Source organism: Archangium lansingense, from assembly GCF_026626635.1.
Lineage (GTDB): Bacteria > Myxococcota > Myxococcia > Myxococcales > Myxococcaceae > Archangium > Archangium lansingense.
Genome location: NZ_JAPNKA010000001.1, coordinates 4,401,333 through 4,426,398, shown reverse-complemented (window position 1 = coordinate 4,426,398; position 25,066 = coordinate 4,401,333). Strand labels below are relative to the sequence as shown.

At 67.9% G+C, this 25,066-nt stretch carries 22 protein-coding genes; 19 read left to right on the top strand and 3 right to left on the bottom strand.

Going from position 1 to position 25,066, the window contains the following annotated elements; genetic code table 11:
* The first annotated feature begins 25 nt into the window (after positions 1-25).
* The 17 genes from OV287_RS18125 to gspN all read left to right on the top strand — a co-directional run bounded on the left by OV287_RS18125 (position 26) and on the right by gspN (position 18,956).
* Complete coding sequence (locus OV287_RS18125; protein WP_267535288.1) at positions 26-1,771, top strand: hypothetical protein; 1,746 nt, start codon at positions 26-28, stop codon at positions 1,769-1,771.
* A gap of 105 nt (positions 1,772-1,876) precedes the next feature.
* A complete protein-coding gene (locus OV287_RS18120) occupies positions 1,877-2,869 on the top strand; it encodes a ParB/RepB/Spo0J family partition protein (RefSeq protein ID WP_267535287.1) in 993 nt (330 codons plus the stop codon).
* A 22-nt stretch (positions 2,870-2,891) separates the two neighbouring features.
* Positions 2,892-4,301, top strand: a complete 1,410-nt coding sequence (locus OV287_RS18115) for a sigma-54-dependent transcriptional regulator (protein WP_267535286.1) — start codon at positions 2,892-2,894, stop codon at positions 4,299-4,301.
* Positions 4,302-4,493: 192 nt separating this feature from the next.
* The gene (gene gspC / locus OV287_RS18110) at positions 4,494-5,402 is read left to right on the top strand and encodes a type II secretion system protein GspC (protein ID WP_267535285.1); all 909 of its coding nucleotides are present in this window, start codon (positions 4,494-4,496) and stop codon (positions 5,400-5,402) included.
* Positions 5,403-5,424: 22 nt separating this feature from the next.
* A complete protein-coding gene (gspD, locus tag OV287_RS18105) occupies positions 5,425-7,944 on the top strand; it encodes a type II secretion system secretin GspD (protein ID WP_267535284.1) in 2,520 nt (839 codons plus the stop codon).
* A gap of 3 nt (positions 7,945-7,947) precedes the next feature.
* Entirely contained in the window at positions 7,948-9,741 is a 1,794-nt protein-coding gene (gene gspE, locus OV287_RS18100; RefSeq protein ID WP_267535283.1) for a type II secretion system ATPase GspE, read from the top strand.
* A gap of 66 nt (positions 9,742-9,807) precedes the next feature.
* Entirely contained in the window at positions 9,808-11,064 is a 1,257-nt protein-coding gene (gene gspF, locus OV287_RS18095; RefSeq protein ID WP_267535282.1) for a type II secretion system inner membrane protein GspF, read from the top strand.
* Between the two features lie 13 nt (positions 11,065-11,077).
* The gene (locus OV287_RS18090; protein ID WP_267535281.1) at positions 11,078-11,248 is read left to right on the top strand and encodes a hypothetical protein; all 171 of its coding nucleotides are present in this window, start codon (positions 11,078-11,080) and stop codon (positions 11,246-11,248) included.
* A gap of 34 nt (positions 11,249-11,282) precedes the next feature.
* A complete protein-coding gene (gene gspG / locus OV287_RS18085; RefSeq protein ID WP_267535280.1) occupies positions 11,283-11,699 on the top strand; it encodes a type II secretion system major pseudopilin GspG in 417 nt (138 codons plus the stop codon).
* A gap of 15 nt (positions 11,700-11,714) precedes the next feature.
* Positions 11,715-12,197 (top strand): type II secretion system protein GspG, encoded by a 483-nt coding sequence (locus OV287_RS18080; protein WP_267535279.1) that lies wholly within the window; start codon positions 11,715-11,717, stop codon positions 12,195-12,197.
* A complete protein-coding gene (locus OV287_RS18075) occupies positions 12,194-12,928 on the top strand; it encodes a pilus assembly FimT family protein (protein WP_267535278.1) in 735 nt (244 codons plus the stop codon). Before OV287_RS18080 ends, OV287_RS18075 begins: the two co-directional genes overlap by 4 nt.
* Positions 12,925-13,782: a prepilin-type N-terminal cleavage/methylation domain-containing protein gene (locus tag OV287_RS18070; protein WP_267535277.1), complete on the top strand. Its 858-nt coding sequence runs from the start codon at positions 12,925-12,927 to the stop codon at positions 13,780-13,782. The genes OV287_RS18075 and OV287_RS18070 overlap by 4 nt, the downstream gene beginning before the upstream one ends.
* Complete coding sequence (locus tag OV287_RS18065; RefSeq protein ID WP_267535276.1) at positions 13,779-14,453, top strand: type II secretion system protein GspJ; 675 nt, start codon at positions 13,779-13,781, stop codon at positions 14,451-14,453. Before OV287_RS18070 ends, OV287_RS18065 begins: the two co-directional genes overlap by 4 nt.
* A 1-nt stretch (position 14,454) precedes the next feature.
* Complete coding sequence (locus OV287_RS18060) at positions 14,455-15,804, top strand: type II secretion system minor pseudopilin (protein ID WP_267535275.1); 1,350 nt, start codon at positions 14,455-14,457, stop codon at positions 15,802-15,804.
* Between the two features lie 3 nt (positions 15,805-15,807).
* Entirely contained in the window at positions 15,808-17,403 is a 1,596-nt protein-coding gene (locus tag OV287_RS18055; protein WP_267535274.1) for a type II secretion system protein GspL, read from the top strand.
* Between the two features lie 3 nt (positions 17,404-17,406).
* Positions 17,407-17,967: a type II secretion system protein M gene (locus OV287_RS18050; protein WP_267535273.1), complete on the top strand. Its 561-nt coding sequence runs from the start codon at positions 17,407-17,409 to the stop codon at positions 17,965-17,967.
* 2 nt (positions 17,968-17,969) lie between these two features.
* Positions 17,970-18,956: a type II secretion system protein GspN gene (gene gspN / locus OV287_RS18045; protein ID WP_267535272.1), complete on the top strand. Its 987-nt coding sequence runs from the start codon at positions 17,970-17,972 to the stop codon at positions 18,954-18,956.
* Here gspN and OV287_RS18040 read toward each other — a convergent pair.
* Complete coding sequence (locus tag OV287_RS18040; protein ID WP_267535271.1) at positions 18,953-19,402, bottom strand: hypothetical protein; 450 nt, start codon at positions 19,400-19,402, stop codon at positions 18,953-18,955. The two genes, gspN and OV287_RS18040, sit on opposite strands and share 4 nt — an antisense overlap.
* Positions 19,403-19,701: 299 nt before the next feature.
* On the opposite strand from OV287_RS18040, the gene OV287_RS18035 reads away from it, so the two are divergent.
* Positions 19,702-21,333, top strand: coding sequence for a sigma 54-interacting transcriptional regulator (locus OV287_RS18035; RefSeq protein ID WP_267535270.1), 1,632 nt, complete (start codon positions 19,702-19,704; stop codon positions 21,331-21,333).
* Between the two features lie 95 nt (positions 21,334-21,428).
* Positions 21,429-21,938 (top strand): RNA polymerase sigma factor, encoded by a 510-nt coding sequence (locus OV287_RS18030; RefSeq protein WP_267535269.1) that lies wholly within the window; start codon positions 21,429-21,431, stop codon positions 21,936-21,938.
* Positions 21,939-22,033: 95 nt separating this feature from the next.
* Here OV287_RS18030 and OV287_RS18025 read toward each other — a convergent pair whose 3' ends face one another.
* Positions 22,034-22,702, bottom strand: coding sequence for a DUF8685 domain-containing protein (locus OV287_RS18025; protein WP_267535268.1), 669 nt, complete (start codon positions 22,700-22,702; stop codon positions 22,034-22,036).
* A complete protein-coding gene (locus OV287_RS18020) occupies positions 22,702-24,873 on the bottom strand; it encodes a S46 family peptidase (RefSeq protein ID WP_267535267.1) in 2,172 nt (723 codons plus the stop codon). Before OV287_RS18020 ends, OV287_RS18025 begins: the two co-directional genes overlap by 1 nt.
* Positions 24,874-25,066: the final 193 nt, after the last annotated feature.

Here is a 25,066-nt window from a genome sequence, read left to right as displayed (position 1 = left end):
GGCGAGTGTTAGGGTGCCGCCCGCAATGCGCCACGCACTCCCCTTGTGGATGTCCCTGAGCCTGCTCCCCTTCCTCGCTTGCAGCGGAAAGGCCTGTAAGGGTTCGGCGGCCGAGAGCCAGGAGGCTCGACCTGCATCGCCTCCCGCGGACCGCTGGCGTTACGCGCAGCTGGACGTACGGGACAGCGAAGCCCCCGCCCGTTTCCGGGCGCCCCTGCCGGACCTCACCCGACGCGAAGAGGACACCTGGAGACCGGAGCACCCACCCCGTGCGCACGTGGTGGACGCGCTGTGCGCGGGAGACCCCGACATGGTCGAGCGGCTGGTCGAGTCGGTGAACCGCGCGGTGGCCTCGGGCGCTGAAACCTCGAAGGTCGTGCAGTCCTACGCGAACCTCGTCTCTCACTGCGGCATGGGAAGCTGCGACTGGGCACGCAGCGTGGTGCTCGATGCGAAGCGCTCCGCCACCGCGCGTGAGCTGGCTTGGTTCGGGCTCACCCGGTGCAACGACCCGGAGACGGCGGCCCTCTTCGAAAAGCAGGAGGCCCCCGCCTTCGCCTACATCTCCTACCTGGACAACCAACGCTGGCAGAGCCCCACTGTCCCCACCCTCGTGCCGTTCTCGCCGAAGCTGGAGCGTGCGGCGTCCGAAGCAATACGCCGGGAAGCGGACAGCCCGTCATCCCTTCTGCCCCGAACGGCCGCCATGCTGCTCGGTGAGACGGATTCTCCACGCGCGGCGGAAGCGCTCCTGAGGCTCCATGCAGCGGCAACCACGGCCTCGCTCCGTGACACCCTCGCGGCGGCGATGTACCGGCAGAGCCACCCCAAGGCGCGCACTCTCTTCCAGGCTCTGTGCGCCCGCGACTCCGAGCCCCTGTGCAAACCAGACGAGTCCTCGCGTTCAGAGGCTGCCGCCGACCCGCGCGAGCAGTTGCACAAGGAAACGATCTCCCCAGCCAACTTCGCGCAACGGGAAGATGTTCCGCGCGCCGAGCGCATTGAGTACCTCACTCGCTGTGCCAGCCAGCGCTCCGAGAACGAATGGCACACGGCCAGCTGCCTCGGAGCCCTCGCGGCGCTGTCGCGCGAGAAGGCAGCAGCGGTAGCGAAGGCGTGGAGCCGAGGGCCGGTGCCAGCCGAAATGCAGGATGCGGTACACGTGCTCACGCGCTTCCCTGCCTCCGGGGCACTCGAGGCGCACTTGGATGGGCTCGGCCTGACGGCCCTCCCGCGCAAGGCCGCGCCTCAGGAGTTCGCTCTCACCGTGGAGGAGGTGCTCCTCGCGAGAGGACGGGCTCATGTCTTCGACGTGGAGACGGGCATGTTCCCCAACGCGCACGACTCCCTGCTGCGGGAGCTGGCCGCGCTCGCCCCCGAAGCGCTGCCAGGCTTCCTCTTCGAGGAGGTACCTCCCACGCTCGAGGAGGACGAGGCGGGAACGGGCTCCTACCGGCTCATCGCCTGGGGCGGAGGCAAGCGCTACGAGACGAAGGCCCAGGCGCTCGGCGACTGGTACGACCTGGACGCGGTGCTCACCTTCCTCAATGCCGTGGCACGGGCGCGGGGCAGCGACGTGCGCTGGCTCTCCTTGAGCACGGGAGACCAGATCGCGCATGTCGTGGCCGGGCCCTCCCAGACACTCACCCGCCTGCTGGACTCGGGACTGATGCAGTCTGGCGACTCCGACGAGGCCCGGAGTGTGGGGCGCGAGTTCGAGGAAGAGGTACGCCGCCTACTCCAGCAGGAGGGCGCCACGCTCGCGGAGTAGCCGAAGCTCGACCCGGGGCCCGAGACCCCTTCGATGGGTCGTTTCCCCCTGCCCCGCGCCGCGGCGATCGCCTAGCGTCCCCCTTCCGCGACAAGGGGGATGTCCATGGCAGCGAAGTCACCGCGCAAGAAGGCGGCCACCACTACCACCGCGACCCGCCGGCCCCGCCGCAAGAAGGCCGAGCCCGCCTCCAAGGGTCTCAGCGCCGCCGAGGTGGCGAGCGAGGCCGCCACGCCCCCCGTCGAGCTGGTGCAGGGCATCCAGGAGGACGGCGGCCAGGTGCTGAGCGTCTACCGCGACCCGCTCGGCGCTCACACCGTGGTGTTCGCCGCCCTGCCCATCGACAAGGTCGAGCCCACCCCCTACCAGCGCGACGTGTCCGAGCCCCATGTGAAGCGGCTCGCCAGCGCCATGGAGCGGCTGGACCGCTTCCTGGACCCCATCATCGCCATCCGCAAGGAGGGCAGATACTGGACGCCCAACGGCAACCACCGGCTCCAGGCCTCCAAGCTCCTGGGCGGCAAGTCCATCATGGCCCTGGTGCTGCCCGAGGAGGACGTGGCCTATCAGATCCTCGCCCTCAACACGGAGAAGGCGCACAACCTGAAGGAGCGCTCGCTCGAGGTCATCCGCATGCACCGGGGCCTCACCGGAGCACGCGCCGGGCGCGAGTCCGAGTTCGCCCACCTCTTCGAGGAGCCCGCCTTCCTCACCCTGGGCGCGGCCTACGAGAAGCGGCCCCGCTTCTCCGGGGGCGCCTACCACCCCTTCATCAAGCGCGCGGAGTCCTTCCTGGACCAGCCCCTGGCCGAGGCCCTCCGGGTGCGCGAGGCCCGCGCCGACAAGCTGCTGGAGCTGGACGACGCCGTGGCCACCGTGGTGGACGCCCTCAAGACCCGTGGCCTGCAGAGCCCCTACCTCAAGAACTTCGTCGTGGCCCGCATCAACTTCCTCCGCTTCAAGAAGGACGGCCCCGTCGAGTTCGACCCCACCGTGGCCCGGATGATCTCCAGCGCCCGGAAGTTCAATCTGGATAAGGTGAACCGCGAGGACCTCGGCCGCATGAGCGGACCCCTCCTGGCCGAGGACTCGGAATAAGGATTGCAAGGCAGCCAGCACCATGACGACACCGCCCACCACCGTTCTGGTCGTCGATGACGATCGGGCCAACCTCGACTCGGTCTCGCGCATCTTCCAGCGCGAAGGCCTGGAGACCCTCACCGCCAGCAATGGCACCGAGGCGCTGGAGCTGCTGCGCCGGCCCGAGGTGAGCGTGATGGTGACGGATCTGATGATGCCCGGCATGGACGGGCAGGAGCTGCTCAAGGCCTCGCGCACCATCCGCCCGGACGTGGAGGTGGTGCTGATGACGGCCTACGGCACGGTGGAGACGGCCGTGGCCGCCATGAAGGACGGCGCCTACGACTTCATCACCAAGCCCCTCAAGCGCCACTCGCTGGTGAAGTCCGTCCAGAAGGCGCTGGAGCGGCACGAGCTGGCCGCGGAGAACCGCGTCCTCAAGGCGAAGCTGGCGGAGATGGGGAGCACCGGTGGGCGCTCCATGGTCGGCCAGTCCCCCGCCTTCCGGGCCATGATGGACACGATCCGCCAGGCCGCTCCCTCCACGGCCACGGTGCTGCTGCTCGGTGAGTCGGGCACCGGCAAGGAGCTGGCCGCCCGCGCCCTGCACGAACAGTCCAACCGGGCCAAGGGGCCCTTCGTCGCCATCAACTGCGGCGCCCTCCCGGAGAGCATCCTCGAGGCAGAGCTCTTCGGCGTGGAGCGCGGCGCCTTCACTGGCGCGGTGGCCCGCCGCGAGGGCCGCTTCGAGCGCGCCAGTGGTGGCACCCTCTTCCTGGACGAGGTGGGCGAGATGCCCCTGTCCGCCCAGGTGAAGCTCCTGCGCGTCCTCCAGGAGGGCGAGCTCGAGCGCCTGGGTGGCACCCAGACGGTCAAGGTGGACGTCCGCATCGTCGCCGCCACCAACAAGGATCTGCAGCGCGAGGTGGCCGAGGGCCGCTTCCGCGAGGACCTCTATTACCGCCTCAACGTGGTGGAGGTGCGCATCCCCGCGCTCGCCTCGCGCCGCGAGGACATCCCCCTGCTGGCCGACGCCTTCCTGCGCCGCTTCGCCTCCAAGAATGGCAAGGTCCTGCGCGGCTTCTCCCCCGAGGCCCTCAGCACCCTGGAGAACTACGCTTGGCCGGGCAACGTGCGCGAGCTGGAGCACGCCGTGGAGCGCGCGGTGGTGCTCGCCAAGACGGACGTGCTGGAGGTGGGTGACCTGCCCGAGACGGTGCGCAAGGGCCCCCTGGGCTCGGCCGGACAACTCGTCATCCCCATTGGCACCCCCATGGAGGAGGTCGAGCGCCGGGTGATCCACGAGACCCTGCGCCACACCAAGGGAGACAAGACGCTGGCCGCCCGCCTGCTGGGCATCGCGGCGCGCACCATCTACCGCAAGCTGGAGCGCGAGGCCTCCGAGATTCCCGGCGCTGGCGAGGGACCCGGCTCGCCCCCTGCCGAGTGACAGCCCGTCAGGCTCTCTGCCCGGCTGCTGACATTTTGTCCCACGCGGCCACGACGCCCGCTTCTGCTACCAGCGGACTGGCTTATTCCGGAATGAATTCAAGTACTTGGCTGTAAGGCTCGGGTTGCCCGCCCCCCCCTGCGGGTGGCACCCCGCTTGCTCAATCCCGAGTAGGCCCTCTCTGGACGCGTGATGGAACTCTTCTTCCGCAAGTACTTCTGGACCGTGAATCTGGTCTTCATCCTGTTGGTCGCCCTGCTGGCGGCACGCACGGTGAACCTGTTCGTCGAGTCCGCCCTCACCCCCTTGCCGTCGGGCGAGGTGTCGGGACGGCAGAAGGCGAAGCCCACGGTGACGTTGGCCTCGCTGGATCTCAAGCGCCTGTCGGAGCTGACCGGCGTGGCCGTGCCCGAGCCCGAGCCCGTGGTGGCCGAGCCTTCCGGCCAGCCCGACGTGGACCCCAACGCCGCCCCCGTGAAGAGCAGCCTGCGGGTGAAGCTGCTGGGCACCCTGGTGGCCAGCGACAAGCTGTGGTCCGTGTCCTCGGTGCAGGACATGAACACCCAGCGCTCCACCACGTACATGGTGGGCGACCGCATCCAGGGCGCCGAGGTCATCGACATCGAGCGCGAGCGCGTCATCATCATCAACGCCGGCCGCAAGGAGTTCATCGACGGCCAGCCGGGTGACGGCGCCGCCGTGGCCGCCTACACCCCGCCGCCGGTGCCCAGCGGCCCGCCCGTGCAGGCCCCCAACGCCAGCGGCATCCGCGCCATGAGCGAGAACGACTACGAGGTGCCGCGCGCGGAGATCGATCGCACGCTGTCCAACCTCAACGACGTGGCCATGCAGGCGCGCATCGTGCCGGCCTTCAAGGACGGCCAGGCCCAGGGCTTCAAGCTCTTCTCCATCCGCCCGGACTCCATCTACTCGAAGATTGGCGTCCAGAACGGCGATGTCATCAAGCGCATCAACGGCTTCGAGCTCAACAGCCCCGAGAAGGCCCTCGAGGTCTACGCGAAGCTGAAGGAAGCCTCGCGGATCGAGATCGAGCTGGAGCGCAACGGTTCGAGCGTCCGCAAGAACTACACCATCCGCTAACCCCGCATTACCCCGCCCTTCCATGAAGACGCTTCCGTCCTGGTTGCTCCTGCTGTGCCTGGCGATCGCCGCGCCCGCCCTGGCGCAGCGCCGCCCCGGTCCACCTCAGCCCGCGGGCACTCCCGCCGAGCGCGAGATCTCCCCTCAGACGTCCCCCGAAGGCGGGAGCGCCAGCGTGCGGCAGATGCCCACGTGCGAGGAGGTCCGCCGCCGCGCCCGCTACGGCATCTACTTCGACAAGGTGGACATCGAGAAGCTGGTGCAGACCGTGTCGGACGCGACCTGCCGCACGTTCATCCTCCCGGAGAACGTGCGCGGGAAGATCTCCATCATCGGCCCGGAGAACGGGCGCGTGGAGGTGGACGCGGACCAGTTCTACGCCGCCTTCCTGGCGGCGCTCGATGCCAACGGCCTGTCCGTCTACCAGCACGGGCGCTTCCTGAAGATCGTGGACAAGCGCGCCGCCAAGCAGAACCCCATCCCCACGCTGGTGGACCCGGACGCGACCTACACCACCAACGAGCAGATGATCACCAAGCTGTTCCGCATCAAGAACGTCGAGGTGGAGCCTCTGCGTGGGGTGCTGCAGCAGCTCGTGTCCAAGGACGGTGACACCATCCCGTACCCGCCGGACACCATCATCGTCAACGACGTGGGCTCCAACGTGCACCGCCTCGAGCGCATCGTCAATCAGCTCGACACGCGCGCGGCCAGTGACGAGGTGCGCATCATCCAGGTGCAGTACGCCACCGCCCAGGACGTGGCCGCCACGGTGCAGAAGCTCTTCGAGCAAAAGGGTGGCGCCGGCCGTCCCGGCGCCAGCCGTCCCGGTGCCCCCTCGGTGATGCCCCCCGGCGGCCCTGACGCGGTGCCCATGCCCGGCCCCGAGGGCAGCAGCGGTGCCGGTGGCCCGGTGACCTTCTCGCAGATCATCCCCGACGAGCGCACCAACAAGCTCATCGTCGTGGCCAGCCCCGCCGCCTTCGAGCGCATCCAGAGCATGGTGCGCGAGCTGGACATCCCCACCGCCGGCACCGAGCGCATCAACGTCTACCCGCTGGAGAACGCCAACGCGGAGGAGATCGCCAGCACGCTGCAGACGCTGTCGCAGGGCACCACCGGCCGGCCGCGCGCGCCCATCCCCACCCAAGCTCCGGGCATGCCCCGCCCTGGCAGCACGGGGGGCGGTTCCGCCGAGCTGTTCGCCGGTGAGGTGAAGATCTCCGCCGACAAGGGCACCAACTCGCTCGTCATCATCGCCAGCCAGAGCGACTACCGCAGCCTGGTGCGCGTCATCCGCGAGCTGGACAAGGCGCGGCGCCAGGTGTTCGTCGAGGCCGTCATCATGGAGGTCAACCTGGACCGCAACAACGAGTTCGGGCTGAGCCTGCACAGCGGCTACCAGGTGGGCACCCCGCTGGGGACCGGCTCGGGCATCATTGGCACCAAGTACACCACCCAGGGCCTGCCTCCCTCCTTCTCGCTGGCCAACCTGGCCAGCTTCGGCGGCTTCCTCGCCGGCCTCCAGGGCCCCGTCATCCCCGAGCTGAAGAACCTGGGCATCGACATCCCCGCCTTCGGCGTGGTGCTGCACGCCTTCCAGCAGAGCTCGGACGTCAACGTGCTCTCCACCCCGCACATCCTCACCAGCGACAACGAGGAGGCGGAGATCACCGTCGGCCAGAACGTGCCCTTCCAGTCCGGCTTCTCGCCCTCCTCGCTGGGCACCGGCCTGGGCTCCACCGGCGGCGCCACCGGCGGCCTCACCCCGTCACTGCTCGGCAGCCTGGGCGGCCTGGGCAGCCTCTACGCCCCCATCACCCGCCAGAACGTGGAGCTCAAGCTCACCGTCAAGCCGCAGATCAACGAGAGCGACTTCATCCGGATGACCATCACCGAGCAGACCGAGGAGATCGCCTCGACGGATCCGGTGCTCGGCCCCACCACCTCCAAGCGCAGCGCCAAGACGACGGTGGTGGCCAAGGATCAGGAGACGGTGGTCATCGGCGGCATCATGCAGGAGCGCACCATCGAGTCCGTCGCCAAGGTGCCCATCCTGGGTGACGTGCCCCTGCTGGGCCACCTCTTCCGGCAGACGAACCGGCGCAAGACGAAGACGAACCTGCTGCTCTTCCTGACGCCCCACATCATCCGGGACCAGTCGGACTTCCGGCGCATCTTCGAGCGCAAGATGGCCGAGCGGCAGCAGTTCGTGGAGCAGTTCTACGGCCAGGTGGCCGGCTATGACGTGCCGGTGGACTTCAGCCGCAAGAACGGGCCGCTGGGCCGCATGCGCCGGGTGGTGCACACCGAGTCGCAGAAGTTGGAGAACGGCGGTCCCGGCCAGCCCGGGGAGCGCGTCCTGCGGCCAGCCGACCCGGCGGCCGGCTCCTCGCAGCCTTCGCCGCGCGCCGGGGAAGTCTCGCCGGGAGCGGGGGGTTCCTTGACTCCGTCGGAGGAGCCGGTCCCCGTGCAGCCTCCGCCCGCGCCCGAAGATCAGGAGCGCCTGCGCATCCAGCCGAACACTGGGGACGAGAGATAGAACATGAGCCTGCTCGCTGACGCCCCACCCGCCAAGCCCGCCGACGCCGCCACCCAGGTCGTCTCCAATGGTCCCGCCTTCCTATGCGGCCGGCCGTTGGGGGAGATCCTCCGCCACACCCGTGGTCTCACGGAGGAGAAGCTCCAGGAAGCGCTCCAGCTCCAGGCCGAGAAGGGTGGCCGGCTGGGCGAGGTCCTGGTGGGCATGAAGGTCATCAGCGAGGAGGACGTGGCCAAGGCGCTCGGCCTCCAGCTCGATCTTCCCTACCTGGCGCGCATCTTCCTCGAGGAGGTGGACGCCGAGCTGATCAGGCGGATGCCCATCAACTTCGCCAAGCAGGCGCGCATCCTCCCCCTGTCCGTGGAGGGGGATGCCGCGGTCCTGGCGGTGGCGGATCCGCTGGACACCACCGTGCTGGACCACGCGCGCATGCTGCTGGGCCGGGACATCCAGCCGCGCATCGCGCTCACCTCCACCATCGTGGACGCCATCAACAGCGTCTATGACCGCGCCACCAACGAGGCCGAGCAGCTCGTGGACGAGCTGGAGGCGACGGACCTGGACGCGCTCAGCCAGGAGATCGAGGAGGTCAAGGACCTGCTCGCGGACGAGGGTGACGAGGCGCCCATCATCCGCCTCATCAACTCCGTGCTCTTCCGCGCCGCCAAGGAGCGCGCCAGCGATATCCACATCGAGCCCATGGAGCGCGAGCTGCTGGTGCGCTTCCGCATCGACGGCGTGCTGCAGGAGATCATCAAGCCGCCCAAGCGCTACCAGAACGCGATCATCGGCCGCGTGAAGGTCATGGGCCAGCTCAACATCGCGGAGAAGCGCCTGCCCCAGGACGGCCGCATCCGCATCAAGCTGGCCGGCCGCGACATCGACATCCGTCTGTCCACCATCCCCACCACCTACGGGGAGCGCATCGTCATGCGCTTGCTGGACAAGAACACCACGCTGCTGGATCTGACCGAGCTGGGCATGGCCTCGCAGATGCTCGAGCAGATGGAGCACGTCATCCGCCGCCCGCACGGCATCGTCCTGGTGACGGGCCCCACCGGTAGCGGCAAGACGACCACGCTCTACGGCGCGCTCTCGCGCATCAACACCCCGGACCTCAACATCCTCACCGTCGAGGACCCGGTCGAGTACCAGCTCAAGGGCATTGGCCAGATGGCCATCAGCCCGAAGATTGGCCTCACCTTCGCCCAAGGCCTGCGCTCCTTCCTCCGCCAGGATCCGGACGTCATCATGGTGGGCGAAATCCGCGACAAGGAGACGGCGGAGATCGCCATCCAGGCCTCGCTGACGGGCCACCTGGTGTTCTCCACGGTGCACACCAACGACGCGGCCAGCGCCATCACCCGTCTGGTGGACATGGGCGTGGAGCCCTTCCTCGTGGCCTCCTCGCTCACGGGCGTGCTCGCCCAGCGTCTGGTGCGCCGCGTGTGCCCGGACTGCCGGGTGCAGTACACGCCCACGGACGAGGAGCTCAAGGAGCTCACCCTCACCCGGGCGTTGCTCAAGGAGCGCTACGGGGTGGAGAAGATCTACAAGGCCACCGGCTGCCCCTCCTGCAACCAGAACGGCTACCGGGGCCGCACCGGTATCTACGAGCTGCTGCTGGTGGATGACACCGTGCGCCAGCTGGCCCTCAAGAACGTGGACGCCTCCACCATCAAGAAGGCGGCCGTGGGCCACGGCATGCGCACCCTGCTGGATGACGGCGCCCGGAAGATCGCCCTGGGCGAGACCACCATCGCCGAAGTGCTCAGCATCACCCAGGAAGACCTCTAACGGACTCGCGCCCCACCTCTCCCGGAAGGGAGAGGCTCGGGGCGCGGTTTTACTCCGCGACCTACCATGCCAGTCTTCGAGTACAAGGCCCTTGATCAGGCCGGAAAACCCATCCGTGGAATGCTGGAGGCGGACTCGCCCAAAACCCTGCGCTCGCAGCTGCGCAAGGACGGCAAGTTCCTCACGGAGGTCCTCGGTCAGGCCGAGGGCGGCCGTGCCGCCGTGCGCAAGGGAGCCAACGCCGCCCAGTCGGACCGCGAGGTCAACTTCGGCAAGATGGCCCGCGGCCGCATCACCACCGACGACATCGCCATCACCACGCGCCAGCTCGCCACCCTGCTGGGCGCCGGCGTGACGCTGGTGGAGTCGCTCTCCGCCCTGGTGGACCAGGTCGAGAAGGAGCGGCTCAAGATCATCCTCTCGGACGTGAAGGGCCGGGTGAACGAGGGTGCCGCCCTGGCGGACGCGCTCGCGGTGCACCAGAAGGTCTTCGGCTCGCTCTACGTGAACATGATTCGCGCCGGCGAGCACTCGGGCGCGCTGGATGCCGTGCTGCTGCGCCTGGCCGATTTCACCGAGAGCCAGTCCAAGCTGCAGCAGAAGATCATCGGCACGATGACCTACCCCGCCATCATGATGGTGGTGGGCGTGGGCATCCTCACCATGCTGATGGTGGTGGTCATCCCGAAGGTCACGAAGATCTTCACCACGATGAAGGCCACCCTGCCCATCACCACCCGCATCCTCATCTGGGGCAGCAACTTCCTGCGGGACTGGTGGTTCATCATCTTCCCGCTCATCGCGATCATCGCCTTCTCGGCGACCACCTACTTCCGCAGCCCGAAGGGCAAGCCCGTGTGGGACCGCTTCGCCCTCAAGGCGCCCATCTTCGGCAGCCTCCTGCGCCTGCTGGCCATCTCGCGCTTCGCCCGGACGCTCGCCACCCTCCTCAAGAGCGGCGTGCCGTTGCTCACCGCCATGGACATCACCCGGGCGGTCATCACCAACTCCATCCTGGCCGACGTAGTGGAGAAGGCCCGGGACGCCATCCGCGAGGGCGAGAGCATCGCCACGCCCATCAAGCGCTCAGGCGAGTTCCCCCCGCTCGTCTACCACATGATCGCAATTGGAGAGCGCTCCGGACAGTTGGAGGACATGCTGCTCTCGGTGGCGGACAGCTACGAGAACCAGGTGAACGTGCGTATCGGCGCCCTCACCTCCATGCTCGAGCCCATCCTCACCGTGTTCATGGGCGTAATCATTGCATTCGTCGCCTTCTCGGTCCTGATGCCGATTCTGCAGGTGAACTCGGCCATCCGGTAACGGAGGCTTCGCGATGAACAACACGCTCGACCGGTGGATCCAGCGAGTCACCCTCGCGGCGCTGCTCGCCCTGACGGCGGCGCTGCTCACCGTGGGGCTGGCGCTTTACGCCTCCGACTCCAAGGCGGGCACGGCAGGCACCCCGCCTGCGGCCCAGGACATTTTGACAGAGACGACCCGATAACGGCCCGGTGGCTTGCCGAAAAGTCACGAGAGGAATGACCATGAGCGACAAGAAGACGAAGCAGCAGCGCCGCCGCCGCGGCATGACCCTCATCGAGATCATGGTGGTGATCACCATCCTGGGTCTCATCATGGCCGCGGTGGGCGTGGCGGTGATTCCCAAGCTGGACGAGGCCAAGCAGGACACGGCCCGGCTGGACATCGCCAACATCCACAACGCCCTGAAGCTCTACTACACGAAGAAGGGCAAGTACCCCGACACCGGCACCGGCCTGAAGTCGCTGGTGGACACGCAGAACCTGGAGAAGGTCCCCACGGATCCCTGGGGCAACGAGTACGTGTACATGAACGAGGGTGGCAAGCCCGTCCTCATGTCCTACGGTGCCGACGGCACGCAGGGCGGCGAGGGTCCCGACGCGGACATCTCCTCGCGCGACACGGCAAAGAAATAGCAAGGAAACGGAACCATGACTCTCGAGCACGCTCCCACGCAACAGCAGTCCGAAGAGGCGGCGCGTCCGTCCCGCGTGGGGCGGCTCCTCGTCGGCGCCGTCATCCTCCTGGCCACGGCGGGTGCCTTCGCCATCGCCAGCCTCACCTTCGACAGGTCGCTCAGCCCCCTGCAGCGGCAGGCGCGCGCGGAGATCCGCGGGCTGGAGGGCTACTTCAAGTCCTACCACCGCATCACCGGGCGCTTCCCCTCCCAGGCGGAGAACTTCTATCCGCTCCTCCAGGTGGGGCTCATCAAAGAGGTCCCCAATGATCCCTGGGGACGCACCTACCAGTACCGGATGTCGGACCAGGGCAAGGGCTACATCATGTCCTATGGCTCGGACGGGCTGCCTGGCGGCACCGGCGACGCCTCGGACCTCATCAGCGGCGGAGTGCTGAACAACGCCATTCTCGGGACGCCCCAGCAGCAGGAGGCGGCGCAGGGGGGAGCTCAATGACCGGGCACAGCCGAGGGAGCATCGCGCGGCGCAGGACCCAGGAGCGCGGGCTGACGCTCATCGAGGTGTCCATCGCGCTGGGCATCGCCGCGGTGCTGTTCGCCGCCGTCACCATCTCCCTCGGCGCCATCACCGGTGCCAAGGCCAGGGCGTCCGCCGCCGAGCTGGCCGGCGTCATCCGCTCCCTCTACGACACCGCCGCGCTCAGCGGGAAGACGTGCCGCATCGTCTTCGATCTGCCCGACCCGAAGAACGAGGAAGGCACCACGCGCTACCGCGCCGAGTGCGCCGCGGGCAACGTCACCACCTCGCGCGACCGCGAGGACATGCTGAAAGAGGAGAGCCGGGCCCGCGAGGACGCGAAGCGCGGCCAGACGCGGAGCGATACACGCCGCAACTTCACCCGGGGCAGCGATGATCTGCCCGGCCTGGATGAGATCCTCGCCCAGGAGGAGGGCCGCGTGGAGAACGCCGCGCGCTTCTCCGAGTACACCGCCGAGGAGGTCCGTCCCCGCGAGCTGCCCGCGGGTGTCACCGTCTCGGTATGGACGCGCCATCAGCGAGAGCCAGCCGAGAAGGGCGTGGCCTACCTCTACTTCTTCCCCCAGGGCTTCACCGAGAAGGCCCAGGTCTACGTGCGCCAGGGTGACAATGTCTGGACGCTCGTCGTGTCGCCGCTGACGGGTAAGGTGGAGATCGCTGGCGAGGCGCTGGAGGTGCCCAAGTCATGAGACGCACCCGTGGCTTCACCCTGTTGGAGACGGTGGTGGCGCTCGCCATTCTGGCGCTCGCGCTCATGGCCATCTTCGACATCAACTCCGGCGCGGTGTCCAACCACGCGTACGCCAAGAAGCTCACCGTGGCCACGCTCCTGGCCCGCTCGAAGATGACGGACCTTGAGCAGAAGCTCTACGACGAGGGCTTCTCCAACGACGACGACGAGGAGACCGGCGACTTCTCCCAGGAGGGCTGGGACAACTTCAAGTGGCGGGCGAAGATCATCGCTCCGAAGACGGACGGCGTGTCTCCCGAGCAGCTCATCGGCGCCATCTTCAACCTGCCCATCGGCGAGGGTGGAGACATGAGCGGCCTGGCCTCCATGTTCGGCGCCGGAGCAGGTGGCGACGGCAAGGACGGCAAGGGCGGTCCCTCGCAGACCACCAGCAATCCCATGGCGGGTGCGGCGATGGGCATGGCCCAGCCCATGTTCACGCAGATGGTGCAGCAGATCACCCAGACGGTCCGCGAGGTGCACCTCACCGTCTACTGGAAGGATGGCTCGCAGGTGGAGAGCCTGGACCTGGTCACCCATGTGGTGTCCCTGGGCCCTGGCTCGGACCGCAACGGCGGCAGCTCCTTCACGCCCAACCAGGGCAACAACGATCAGATGAACAGCCAGTGGGTGGACCCCGCCACCGGCTTCGTCGTGCAGGGCGTGCCCGGTCCCAACGGGCAGATGATGCACCCGCAGACCGGACAGCCGCTGATGCGGCGCTCGGACTGGATACAGCAGCGCGGAGGTGGCTCCGGCGGCGTGGTGCCAGGTCGCAATCCGCTCGGCAACCTCCTCGGGGGGAAGCGATGAAGCGCTCCGTGCGTCGTGGCTTCACGTTGATGGAGATCATGATCGCCGTGGCCATCACCGCGCTCATGGGCGCAATGGTGGGCATGGCCTTTCAGACGGGCTTCCACGCCAAGGAAGTGGTGGAGGAGGAAGCCGACCACTACCGCATGCTGCGCGCGGCCATGAACCGCATGGCGCGGGAGATCGGCTCCGCCTACGTGAGCGACCGCTACGACGCGCAGCGCTACCGCGACCAGAACGACCGGCCCACCAACTTCATCGGCGAAGAGGATCAGCTGACGATCACCACCTTCGCGCACCAGCGTCTGTACACGGACGCCAAGGAGTCCGACCAGGCAATCGTGGAGTACTCCGTCCAGACGTCCTCGGAACGAGGGGCCAACGGTCGGATGGACCTGATGCGCCGGGTGAATCCGAATGTTGAAGGCCGGATGGACCGAGGCGGAACCACGGATGTGCTCTTCGAGGGAGTGAAGAAGCTGGAGTTCGCCTACTGGGACTCCGAGCGAAAGGAGTGGGAGGAGCAGTGGGACACGCGCCGCACGGAGCTGAAATCCAAGCTGCCCACGCGTGTTCGTATCACCCTGGTGGCGCTCGACGAGAACGGCAAGGAAGTGCGCTACACCACCCAGACGCGCGTGATGCTCAACACGGAGCTTCCGAGGTACTGAGATGAAGAGCCCCAAGCACACAGAGGCCCGGCCGGCAGGCGCCCGCCGCGATGCCAGGGGTAACCGCCGCCAGCGCGGCGTGGCGCTCATCATCGCGGTGGTGGCCATCACGCTCCTCACCGTCGTGGCCACGGAGTTCGCCTACAACACCCGCGTGGACCTCCAGCTGGCGGCCAACCAGCGCGACGAGGTGCAGGCCATGTACATGGCCCGCTCCGGTGTGGCGCTCTCGCGCCTGCTGCTGCGCTTCCAGAAGCAGGTGGACCAGACGCCCATCCCCAACATCGGAGGGCTGCTCTCGCAGCTCACCGGCGGCGGTGGCGCGGCCGCGGGCGGGCAGCAGCCGGCCTCCTCGCTCAACATCCAGCTGTGGAAGCTGGCGCGTGTGGACTGCCACATGCTCAAGGGCCTGGTCGCCGGTGGCGGCGCTGAGGGCGAGGAGGACAACGATGCTCCGCCCCCTCCCCCGCTCAGCGAGGACGACGGCGAGGCGTCTCCCGAGCTGTCCCTGGGGCCGGCGAAGCGCTCCTTTGGTGGATTCTCCGGCTGCTTCCTGGCCACCATCCAGGACGAGGAGGAGAAGCTCAACCTGCACCGCCTCAACGCGGGTACGGGCGATGCGCTCCCCACCGCGATGCGGCTGATGGACCTGCTCGGGGACAAGCGCTTCGAGTTCCTGTTCTCGCGCGAGGACGCCAACGGCGTGCGCGTCAATCCGCAGGACGTCGTCATTGCCATCAAGGACTGGGTGGACGAGGACAAGACGCAGTCCGGGTTCGACCCCAACAACGCCGTCAGCCCGTTCGCCGCCGGCTTCTCCGATGAGAACGGTCCCTACAGCCGGTTCGACCCGCGCTATGAGTCGAAGAACGCGCGCTTCGACAGCATGGACGAGCTGTACCGGGTGCACGGGGTGAACGACCGCTTCATGGCCGCCTTCCGGGACCGGCTCACGGTGTACCCGGACATGAATTCCAAGCCCAACGTCAACACGGATGACCCGATGATGATGTACATGGCCATCCTGTCGGCGGCGGACCCCGCGCGGCCGGACCCCCGGTTGAGGGATCCGGTCTTCGTCCAGGAGCTCATTTCCCGCATCCGCGCGGCGCGGGCCTTCAGCTTCTTCGGCATGGGCGTGGCGGACTTCGTGACCGCCATCGAGGCCGCGGGCATCGCGGTCAACCCCCAGCTCAAGAACAACGTGGCCGGCAACCGCCTGCTGGGCGACAAGAGCAATACTTTCAGCATCAAATCCGTGGGAGAGGCGGGATCGGTTCAGAAGACGATCACCGCCGTGGTCCGGCTCGACGACGGGCTCGGCAAGCTCCTGTATTGGAGAGAGGAATAACGAATGGCCCGGATTCTAGGTCTGGACCTGGGCAGCCACTCGGTGAAGGGGCTGCTGCTCGACGCGAATACCCGCAACCCGGTCGTGAAGGCCTGGGTCGAGGTGCGCCGTGGCGAGGGAGACCGTCAGGAGACGCTGCGCGCGGCACTGCGCGAGCTGCTGGCGCGCCCGGAGCTGCGCAACCCGGATCAGGTGGTGGTGGCGCTGCCCGGCCCCTCCCTGGTGACGCACCAGCTCGCCCTGCCCTTCAGCGATCCCAAGCGCATTGAAGCCACCATCCCCTTCGAGGTGGAGAGCCAGCTTCCGTTTGACCTGAGCGACGCTGTCTTCGACTACCAGGTGGCCTCGCAGGTGAAGGACAAGGGCAGCGAGCTGCTGGTGGGCGTGGTGCGCCGCGAGGAGCTGGCCACGCTGCTGCAGGTGCTGAACGAGGCGGGAGTGGACCCGCGCATCGTGACGCACCCGGGCATCACCTACCAGAACCTGCTGCTGCAGCAGCCGGGCCTCTTCGAGGGCACGGACGCGGAGGCGGTGGCCATCGTGGACCTCGGCCACGAACGCACGACGCTGGCCATTGGCCGGCCCGGAGGGGGCGTGGAGTTCGCGCGTACCTTCGCGGGTGGCGGGCAGAACCTCAGCCGCGCGCTGGCCACCGAGTTCCAGACGCCGCAGCCGGAGGCGCATCACTGGAAGGAGCAGCACGGAGCACTGGCGAGCGCGGCCACGGCCCAGGGGCCGGATGGCGAGCGGGCGGCGGCGGCCTTCGTGCGCGGCCTGCAGCCGGTGCTGCGCGAGCTGCGCCCGTCCTTCAAGGCCTTCACCGCGCGCACCCGCCGGCAGGTGGGAGCCGTGATGCTGTGCGGCGGCACCGCGCGGATGCCGGGCCTCGCCGAGCAGCTGAGCAAGGACCTGGGAGTGCCCGTGCGCGTACTGGCGCTGCCCCAGGAGGCGTCAGCCGTGGTGCCCGCTGGGGAGCAGCCAGCGGTGATGCAGGCGTACTCGCTCGCGCTGCGCGGCCAGGCCTCGGGCGCCAAGGCGCCGCGCTTCAACCTGCGCCGCGGCGAGTTCGCCTTCAAGGGCGACTACGATTACGTGAAGGACAAGATGGGGCTGCTGGCCTCGTTCGCCGTCACCCTGTTGCTGCTGCTGATTGCCAGCGGAGTGGTGCGCAACTCGGTGCTGGCGCGCCGTGAGGCCCAGGTGGACGCCGTGCTGTGCGACGTCACCCAGCGCATCCTCGGCTCGTGCGAGAAGAACTACGACATCGCGCTCAACAAGCTCAAGGGCGTGGAGAGCCCGGCCGCGGCGCTGCCGAAGCTGTCGGCCGTCAACCTGCTGGCGGAGATGACGCAGCGGGTTCCAGCGGACATGCCGGTGACGTTCGACCGCATCGACATTGACCTCGAGCGCATCAGCGTGCGCGGCCTGACGGACAGCACCAAGCAGGTCGACACCATCGCCAGCGCGCTCAAGGGCCACCACTGCTTCAAGGAAGTGAAGCAGGGCAAGGTGGAGAAGACGAAGGATGGCAACAAGGTGAGCTTCCGCCTGGACATCCAGGTGCAGTGCCCCGATCAACCCAAGGGCGGGGAGGGCTAGGACATGGAAAAGATTCGAGGACTCCTCAACGACGCCCGGACCTGGTTCGAGCGGCTGAGCAGCCGGGAGCGCCGCATGGTGCTGGCCACCGGCGGCGCGCTGATGGCATTCATCCTGTTCGTCATCATCTTCTCGTTCTCCAGCTCCGCGGACGGCTACCGCAAGCGCACGGACCAGAAGCTGGCCAAGCTGCGCGAGGTGCAGTCGCTGGCGGCCAGCTACCGCGAGGCCACCGTGGAGCGGCAGGGCGTGGAGCAGCAGCTCACTGGCAGCGACGTGCGGCTGATGACCTACATCGAAGAGAAGGCCACCCAGGCGGGGCTGACCGTGCCCAACATGACGCCCAAGAATGACATGGGCATCGGGGATGACGGGAAGATCGTCGAGAGCTCGGTGGAGCTGACCTTCACCGACGTGGATCTGCGCAAGCTGCATGACTTCCTGTCGTCGGTGGAGCGCGGACCGGGCGTGGTGAAGGTGAAGAGCCTGCGCCTCGAGCCGCGTGACTCCACGGACACCCTGACGGCGTGGACGACCGTCGCCACCTACAAGATGAAGCAATGACCATGGCTGCTGAGACCAAGATCGCCCGCTGGAAGCTCGCCCTTGGCTACGGTGCGTTCTCGCTCGTGGCCCTCATCCTGTGCCTGTTCCTCACGTTCCCGTACGACACGCTGCGGCGGCGCGCCGTGGACGCGGCGGCGGACGGGGGTTACGCGCTGCGCATCGGCTCGCTGCGGCCGGGGCTGCGCGGGCTGACGGCCACCAACGTGCGCATCAGCAAGGTGCCCAACGGGATGACGCCTGAGTTGCACAGCATGCTGGCCAGCAACACGGCCATGCTGCCGGGCCCCGATGAGCTCGGCGAGCCACTCAACGTGGACTCGGTGGCGGTGCGTCCCTCGCTGCTGCCGCTGGGAGTCTCCTTCCACGCGGAGCTGCTGGGCGGAAGCCTGAGCGGCAACGTGGGTGGACTGAGCGACGTGCAGGTGGCGGTGAAGCTGTCGGACCTGGATCCCTCGGGGGGCAACCTCAAGGGCTTCAGCGGGATGGACCTGACGGGCAAGCTGAACGGATCGCTCAACCTCACGCTGCCCAAGACGCGGGGACAGCCGGACCTGAGCCAGGCCAACGGCCAGCTCGCGCTGGACACCAAGGGGCTGCTCATCCAGGGCGGCAACGTCACCGTGCCCATGTACGGCCAGCCCACCCCCATGGACCTGCCGAAGATCGCGCTGGGTGACATCGACGCGCGCATCAAGATCGAGAAGGGTCTGGGCACCGTGGAGGCCCTGCAGGCCAAGAGCGAGGACCTGGAGGTCTTGGGCTCGGGCACAGTGAAGCTGGGCCAGCGGCTGGACGTGAGCCAGCCGGACATGGACTTCAAGCTGAAGGCCGAGCCGGAGTTCGTGAAGCGCCTGGGCCTGATTGGCGCGGGTCTGACCATTCTCCCCACGGACAAGACCGACCCGAAGTACCGCGTGGCGCACCTGGGCGGCTTCTTCAACCGTCCCAACTTCGGCCCCGCGCGCCAGCAGCCGCAGATGCGTTAGTCCCCTGCTCTGGTTGACCCGGACCGCACCCCGGTCCGGGTCCGGAGCTCCGAGAGACGTGCCAGCAACTCCTCGCGACGCGTACTTCCGCGGGGCAGGCTGCGGATGCGTCGCTCGGCCTCATCCAACAAGCTCCGAGCCTTGCGAGCATCGTGTTTCGGGTGCTCCTGGCACCACTGCACGTAGAGAGACGCGACGTGGTAACGGCGCTCGACGTCCGTGTAGCCCAGCCGCTGGATGCGCCGCAGGGTGCGACCAAAGATGGGCCATGGGCAATTGCGCCCGAAGGACTCGGTGAAGAGCGCCTCGGCAATGCGCCGCCGGACTTCCCTTCGCTCGGATTCCGTCTTCACCACCGAGCGCAGCAGGTGCCGTTCCAGAGCCTTGAACCTGGGTTCGAGCGTCTCGAAGGACTCCTCGAAGGTCGTCACGAGCAGTTGCTCCATGGCCCGTGCAACCTCCCGGGAGCGACGCACCGAATCTTCAGTCCACTTCATCGGCAAGGCTTACCGTCGAATGTATCCGGCCATTTTCCATTGCTCTGCATACAGACATCCTTGCAGGGCCAGCACTGGCTGTGACCAAACCTATCGCTCCAGATGCGAGAATGCCCTCTCGCATGACGAACTGGAATGGTTACGTACGTGGTTGGCAAAATCAACCCTACCCTGAAAATCATCTCTGGTGGTTGCGTGACAGACACGCCACGGGTTAGGAGAGCCTCTGACTTCATAGGGAGGGCTCGATGCCGGAGCTGGTGTTCTTTCGTCGGGGCGAGGAGGTGTTGCGGGTGGGGCTGGGACGCGAGCGCATGGTGCTCGGTCGCGGCGAGAAGAGTGACGTCGTCATTCCCGACCCCGAGGTGAGCCGCCAACAGGTGGCCCTCGTCTTCGACGGCCAACGCTGCACCCTGGAGGACCTCTCCGGTAAGGGTACCCAGGTGGCTGGCGCCTCCACGAGCAAGGGTGAGCTCGCGGACGGCGCGGACATCGTGCTCGGCCAGTGGCGCGCCGTGTTCCGCCTCCACGGCAGCAGTCAGACTGACGTCGCCACCGAGGTCGGCAACCGCACGGAGCTGCAACCCCGTGAGTCGGCCTCGCGCTGGCAGCCCGCCCAGGTGCGCATCAAGCAGGGCAACGACGAGACCGTCCAGAAGTTCAGCGGCGACAGCTTCACCGTGGGCAAGGACCCGTCCTGCGACCTCGTCATCCAGGACTCGTTCATCTCCGGCCGCCACCTCAAGGTGACCCGGCGCGATGGCCACTTCCACGTGCTGGACACCAACTCCACCAACGGCACCTTCATCGGCCCGGTGCGCGTGTTCGAGGTGCAGGTGGGCCTGCCCACCACGCTGCGCCTGGGCCAGACGGACCTCATCCTCGAGCCCGTCACCCCGGCCCGCAAGGAGCTGTCCTTCCACGGCATCATCGGCAGCGATCCGTCCGTGAAGCAGCTCGTCGAGCTCATCGAGCGCGTGGCCCCCTCCTCCGCCGCGGTGGCCATCCTCGGCGAGTCCGGCACCGGCAAGGAGTTGGTGGCCCGAGCCCTCCACGAGTGCTCCCAGCGCGCCGACAAGCCCTTCATCCCCGTCAACTGCGCCGCCATCTCCAAGGAGCTCATCGAGAGCGAGCTGTTCGGCCACGAGAAGGGCTCGTTCACCGGTGCCGCCAACGCTCGCAAGGGCGCCTTCGAGGAGGCCGACGGCGGCACCCTCTTCCTCGATGAGATCGGCGAGCTGCCCGTGGACCTCCAGGCCAAGCTGCTGCGCGCGCTGGAGAGCGGGGAAATCAAACGCGTGGGCGCCAGCCGCCCCACCCATGTGGACGTGCGCGTGGTGGCCGCCACCAACCGGGACCTGCTGGCGGCGGCTCGTGACGGCCGCTTCCGCGAGGACCTGTACTACCGCCTGTGCGTGGTACCCCTGCACCTGCCGCCCCTGCGCAGCCGCCGCAGCGACATCCTCGGCCTGGCCGAGCACTTCCTGCGCATGTACTCGCCCCGGGGCCAGACGGTGCGCCTCACCCCCACCGCCATGGAGCGGCTCCAGCAGCACAGTTGGCCGGGCAACATTCGCGAGCTGCGCAACGTGGTGCACCGCGCCTTGCTGCTGCGCAAGGGCACCAACATCGAGACCACCGACCTCACCTTCGACCAGGAGGTGAACCGCGAGACGGGCGTGTCGGTGCCCGAGCTGCCCCCGGGCATGACGCTGGAGCAGATGCTCCTCAAGCTGGAGCGGCAGATCGTCGAGGCCGCCTTGCGCCGCTGCAACAACAACCGCGAGCGCGTGGCCCGCGAGCTGGGCGTGGCCCGCTCCACCTTGTTCAAACGGCTCAAGGAGTGGGGCCTCACCCGCCAGGAAGAGGAGACGGAGTAGGTCCACTCCGGCTTTCCCAACCCTTTAGATCCTTTTCGCGGCCCATTCGTTCCAACCTCCAGACACCCGATGAGGGTGTTCAGGAGGCATACATCATGGATGCCGCGGTCATCGCCGTTCCACCCTTCGCCGAGCTGTACCGCCAGTACCGAACACGAGCACTGGCCATCGCACGCCGTATCGTGGGCGATGCGGACGAAGCGGAGGATGTTGTGCAGGACGTCTTCACCCGGCTGGCCCAACGCCCCAGCGGCTTCGACGGCCGCTCGTCGTGCTCCACGTGGCTGCATCGTGTGATGGTGAACAGCAGCATCAACTGGTTGCGGGCCCGTAAGCGCCGCGAGCGGTTGCAGCACGAGCCAGAAGCACCGGCCTCACCCGAAGCCCATGCTGTGGGCACCGAGATGCAGCGTCACTTCGAGGAGGCCCTGGAAAAGGTGAGTGAGCAGCAGCGCCAGGTGCTGTGGCTGCGGGAGATGCGCGGCTACAGCTACCCGGAGATCGCCGCCATGCTTCACATCCCCGAGGGCACCGTGAAGAGCGCCCTGCACCGGGGTCGGCAGCGCGCCCTCGCTGAGTTGGAGGAGCGCGACCAACAGCCGTGAGGCTGTCGCTGTGAAGTGAGGGGGCCGCGTGGTCCGAAACCGGGGCCCGTGGCACCCTCACCCCGTCCCTCTCCCAGAGGGAGAGGGGAAGTGGCTCAGTCCTCCGTCTTGGAGCCCACGAAGTGGTCGTCCTTGTCGCGGAACAGCAGGTTGAAGCTCGTCAGAGAGCCGTAGATGCGGGTGATGTAGCTCTGCATCTCCACCTTCTCCGCATCCGACAGCTTCGGGTGTGCGTTGAGCTTCTGCTCCATCACCCGCAACTTGTCTCGCACCATCACGACCTTGTGGAAGAAGGCGTCGATGGGCAGGTCCTTGCCCTGCACATCCGTCTTGCCGGGCACCAGCTTGATGGTGCCGCCCTCCCACTTGTTGGCCAGGGGCGGCGCCTCACCGCCCTCGCCCACCGCCTCCCGGATCAGCTCCATCAACTCCGCGCGCGTCATGTTCAGCTCCAGGCCTTCCAGGTCCACCACTTCGTTTGGATCCCGCTCCCGCCGCCGGACCACTGGCGCCACGCTGCGTGCCGACCGCTCACGCCGCGCCGTGTCCTCGGCCGCCTTCGCGGCCACGCCCCGGGGCAGGAACTTGTTGCACAGAGGCGCCGAGGGCGGGAACAGCCCCCGCTCCGCCTGCAACCGGCAGACGCCCACCCAGCCCCGGTGATCCACCGAGTGCGCCGCCCACAGCTTGCAGTTGCCGCACACCTTCTCCTCCGGTCCGAAGACCGGCATTGGCGGCAGTCCACTCCCGGCGCCGTCCGTCATCAGCGGCTCTCCTGGGCCGAGGCAGCCTTGCGAACGCCCAGCTCGCGCAGCAGCCCGTCGGCGTCCTCGACCTGATCCAGCAACCACAGCACGTAGCGCACGTCCACGTTCACGTTGCGCGCCACGTCCGGGTTGTAGCCGAAGTCATTCGCCACGTTCTCCCACACGCGGTCGAAGTTGACGCCCACCAGCTGGCCCTTGCCGTTCACCGTGGGGCTGCCCGAGTTGCCGCCCGTGGTGTCCGCATCCGCCAGGAAGTTCACCGGCACGTCCTTCAACCGCTCGTCCACCCACGGCCCGTACTTCTTGGCCTCAGCGGCCGCGGCCACCTTGCCCGGCACGTCGAAGGGCTCCTGGCCCGTGTGCTTCTCCATCACGCCCGACAGCGTCGTCTGCGGCGTGTAGAAGGCCCCGTCCCGCGGCGCATAGCCCTTCACCTTCGCGAACGTCACCCGCAGGGTGCTGTTGGCATCCGGCGCCACCGGCTTGCCCGCATGCGCCATCACCGCCCGACGCCACTCGGGCATCAGCCGCACGTTCGCGCCGGCACGCCGGTCCCGCAGCTCGTCCAGCGCCACCACCTCCGCCGCCAGGTCGAGGCCCAAGTCCAGCAGCGGATCCTTCCGCGCCCGAAGCTGCGCCTCCGTCTCGCCGGCCATCTTCAGCCGCTCCGCCAGGTCCATCACCTTCGAGCGGGCGTACAGGGCGTTGAGCTTCGCGGACACCTGCTTCTCCACGTACTTCCGGCCAAAGTGCTTGTCGATCGCCGCGATGCGCTCGCCCTCGCCGAGCGACTGCGCCCGCCGCACCAGCGCGAGGAACATCCGCTTGTCCGCCGGCGCGAAGAAGTTCTTCTGCTCGCGCTCCAGCCTGTCCTTCAGCCGCGGCAGCTCGCGCTCCATGTACTCGGGCCTGCGCTCGAGGTCCGGCTTCGCCCGCTCCTGCGCCAGCCGCGCCAGCGTCACCGCCAGCGACGGGCCCTTCGCCCCCATCTTCAGCATGTCGAGCAGGAACTCGCGCTCGAACGTCTTCGCCTTCTCCGCCTGCAGCGACAGCAGCTCCGTGCGGGCCTTCAGCGCCCCCGCATACTCCTTGCGCGTCTCCGCCCAGGCCGCCACCGCCGCCTCGGCCTCGCGCTGCTTCTCCACGATGCGGCCGCGCTTGAGCCCCGCGAGCTGCCCGCCCGCGTTCTTGTAGCGGTTGTGCAGGCCCTTCAGGCCCGAGGCCACGGCGATCTTCCCCGCCGCGTCCTTCTCGCCCTCCTCCTCGAGGATGCGGATGAGCTCTCCGTACACGTCCACGACGCGCGGGTAGTAGCGCGCCTGGCGCTCGGCCATGTCGTCGGCCAGCAGCGCACGGAAGGTGGTGCCGGGGTAGCCCAACACCATCACGAAGTCGTCTGGCTTCACGCCCTCGGTGGCCAGCGGGAAGAAGAACTCCGCCTTGTACGGCACGTTCTGCGGGCTGTACTTCGCCGACGAGCCGTCCGGCGCCGAGTAGGCACGGATGATGGAGAAGTCACCGGTGTGGCGCGGCCACATCCAGTTGTCCTCCTCGCCGCCGTACTCGCCCACCGCGCGCGGCGGCGCGTACACCAGCCGCACGTCCGTCAGCTCCACCGAGTCGATCAGCACGAACTGCACCCCGCCGTCGAAGCCGGCCACCCGGCAGCGCGTGGCCGGACGCTTCTCGCACTCGGCCACCAGCTCCTTCTCCTTGCGCTCCAGCGCCTTCTGGCGCGTGAGATCGTCCGCCCCCGCGGGCACCACCGCGAACATCTCCTTCGTCACGTCCGTGAAGCTGCGCGGCACCTGGATGCGCGAGCCCTTGCCCGGCAGCTCCTCCTCGCGGTTCTTCGCCAGGAAGCCCTGGGTGATGAGATCGCGCTGCGGCGTGCTGTGCTCCTGGATGACGGAGAAGACACAGTGGTGGTTGGTGATGACCAGGCCCGTCTCGGAGATGAAAGCGCCCGTACAGCCCCCCACGTTCACCGCGCCCGCCAGCAGGCCCGTACCCCGCTTCGGATCCCACAGCCGCTCGGGCGGCACCTGGAGACCCTGAGCCTTCAGCCACGCCGGATCGAGTTCGAGGACCTGTTGGGGGGTCCACTTCCCCTCCCCAGCCAAAGCCGGGGCAGCCACGAGAGAAAGGAGCAGGAGCGTCTTCTTCATCGTGCCCCTTCCCTACCGCGTCTTCTGCCCGCAGGCGATCCTCTTGGACAACCGTGAGTGACGCAGGGGGTCATACCCTCACCCCAACCCGCTCCCAGAGGGAGAGGGAGTATGGCCTGCTCGCCCTCCAGTCGGCCTTGGAAGCAGGGGATGCGGCTTGGAAGAATCCGAGGGAATGCGTGTTCCAAGCCCC

Excerpts from the sequence above, each read along its gene's own strand:
- gspF (WP_267535282.1), top strand. The coding sequence starts at position 9,808 with ATGCCAGTCTTCGAGTACAAGGCCCTTGATCAGGCCGGAAAACCCATC.
- OV287_RS18075 (WP_267535278.1), top strand. The coding sequence starts at position 12,194 with ATGACCGGGCACAGCCGAGGGAGCATCGCGCGGCGCAGGACCCAGGAG.
- OV287_RS18030 (WP_267535269.1), top strand. The coding sequence starts at position 21,429 with ATGGATGCCGCGGTCATCGCCGTTCCACCCTTCGCCGAGCTGTACCGC.
- OV287_RS18035 (WP_267535270.1), top strand. The coding sequence starts at position 19,702 with ATGCCGGAGCTGGTGTTCTTTCGTCGGGGCGAGGAGGTGTTGCGGGTG.
- OV287_RS18065 (WP_267535276.1), top strand. The coding sequence starts at position 13,779 with ATGAAGCGCTCCGTGCGTCGTGGCTTCACGTTGATGGAGATCATGATC.
- OV287_RS18020 (WP_267535267.1), bottom strand. The coding sequence starts at position 24,873 with ATGAAGAAGACGCTCCTGCTCCTTTCTCTCGTGGCTGCCCCGGCTTTG.
- OV287_RS18050 (WP_267535273.1), top strand. The coding sequence starts at position 17,407 with ATGGAAAAGATTCGAGGACTCCTCAACGACGCCCGGACCTGGTTCGAG.
- OV287_RS18055 (WP_267535274.1), top strand. The coding sequence starts at position 15,808 with ATGGCCCGGATTCTAGGTCTGGACCTGGGCAGCCACTCGGTGAAGGGG.
- OV287_RS18025 (WP_267535268.1), bottom strand. The coding sequence starts at position 22,702 with ATGACGGACGGCGCCGGGAGTGGACTGCCGCCAATGCCGGTCTTCGGA.
- OV287_RS18080 (WP_267535279.1), top strand. The coding sequence starts at position 11,715 with ATGACTCTCGAGCACGCTCCCACGCAACAGCAGTCCGAAGAGGCGGCG.
- OV287_RS18090 (WP_267535281.1), top strand. The coding sequence starts at position 11,078 with ATGAACAACACGCTCGACCGGTGGATCCAGCGAGTCACCCTCGCGGCG.
- OV287_RS18060 (WP_267535275.1), top strand. The coding sequence starts at position 14,455 with ATGAAGAGCCCCAAGCACACAGAGGCCCGGCCGGCAGGCGCCCGCCGC.
- OV287_RS18040 (WP_267535271.1), bottom strand. The coding sequence starts at position 19,402 with ATGGAGCAACTGCTCGTGACGACCTTCGAGGAGTCCTTCGAGACGCTC.
- gspC (WP_267535285.1), top strand. The coding sequence starts at position 4,494 with ATGGAACTCTTCTTCCGCAAGTACTTCTGGACCGTGAATCTGGTCTTC.
- OV287_RS18120 (WP_267535287.1), top strand. The coding sequence starts at position 1,877 with ATGGCAGCGAAGTCACCGCGCAAGAAGGCGGCCACCACTACCACCGCG.
- gspN (WP_267535272.1), top strand. The coding sequence starts at position 17,970 with ATGGCTGCTGAGACCAAGATCGCCCGCTGGAAGCTCGCCCTTGGCTAC.
- OV287_RS18115 (WP_267535286.1), top strand. The coding sequence starts at position 2,892 with ATGACGACACCGCCCACCACCGTTCTGGTCGTCGATGACGATCGGGCC.
- OV287_RS18125 (WP_267535288.1), top strand. The coding sequence starts at position 26 with ATGCGCCACGCACTCCCCTTGTGGATGTCCCTGAGCCTGCTCCCCTTC.
- gspG (WP_267535280.1), top strand. The coding sequence starts at position 11,283 with ATGACCATGAGCGACAAGAAGACGAAGCAGCAGCGCCGCCGCCGCGGC.
- gspE (WP_267535283.1), top strand. The coding sequence starts at position 7,948 with ATGAGCCTGCTCGCTGACGCCCCACCCGCCAAGCCCGCCGACGCCGCC.
- OV287_RS18070 (WP_267535277.1), top strand. The coding sequence starts at position 12,925 with ATGAGACGCACCCGTGGCTTCACCCTGTTGGAGACGGTGGTGGCGCTC.
- gspD (WP_267535284.1), top strand. The coding sequence starts at position 5,425 with ATGAAGACGCTTCCGTCCTGGTTGCTCCTGCTGTGCCTGGCGATCGCC.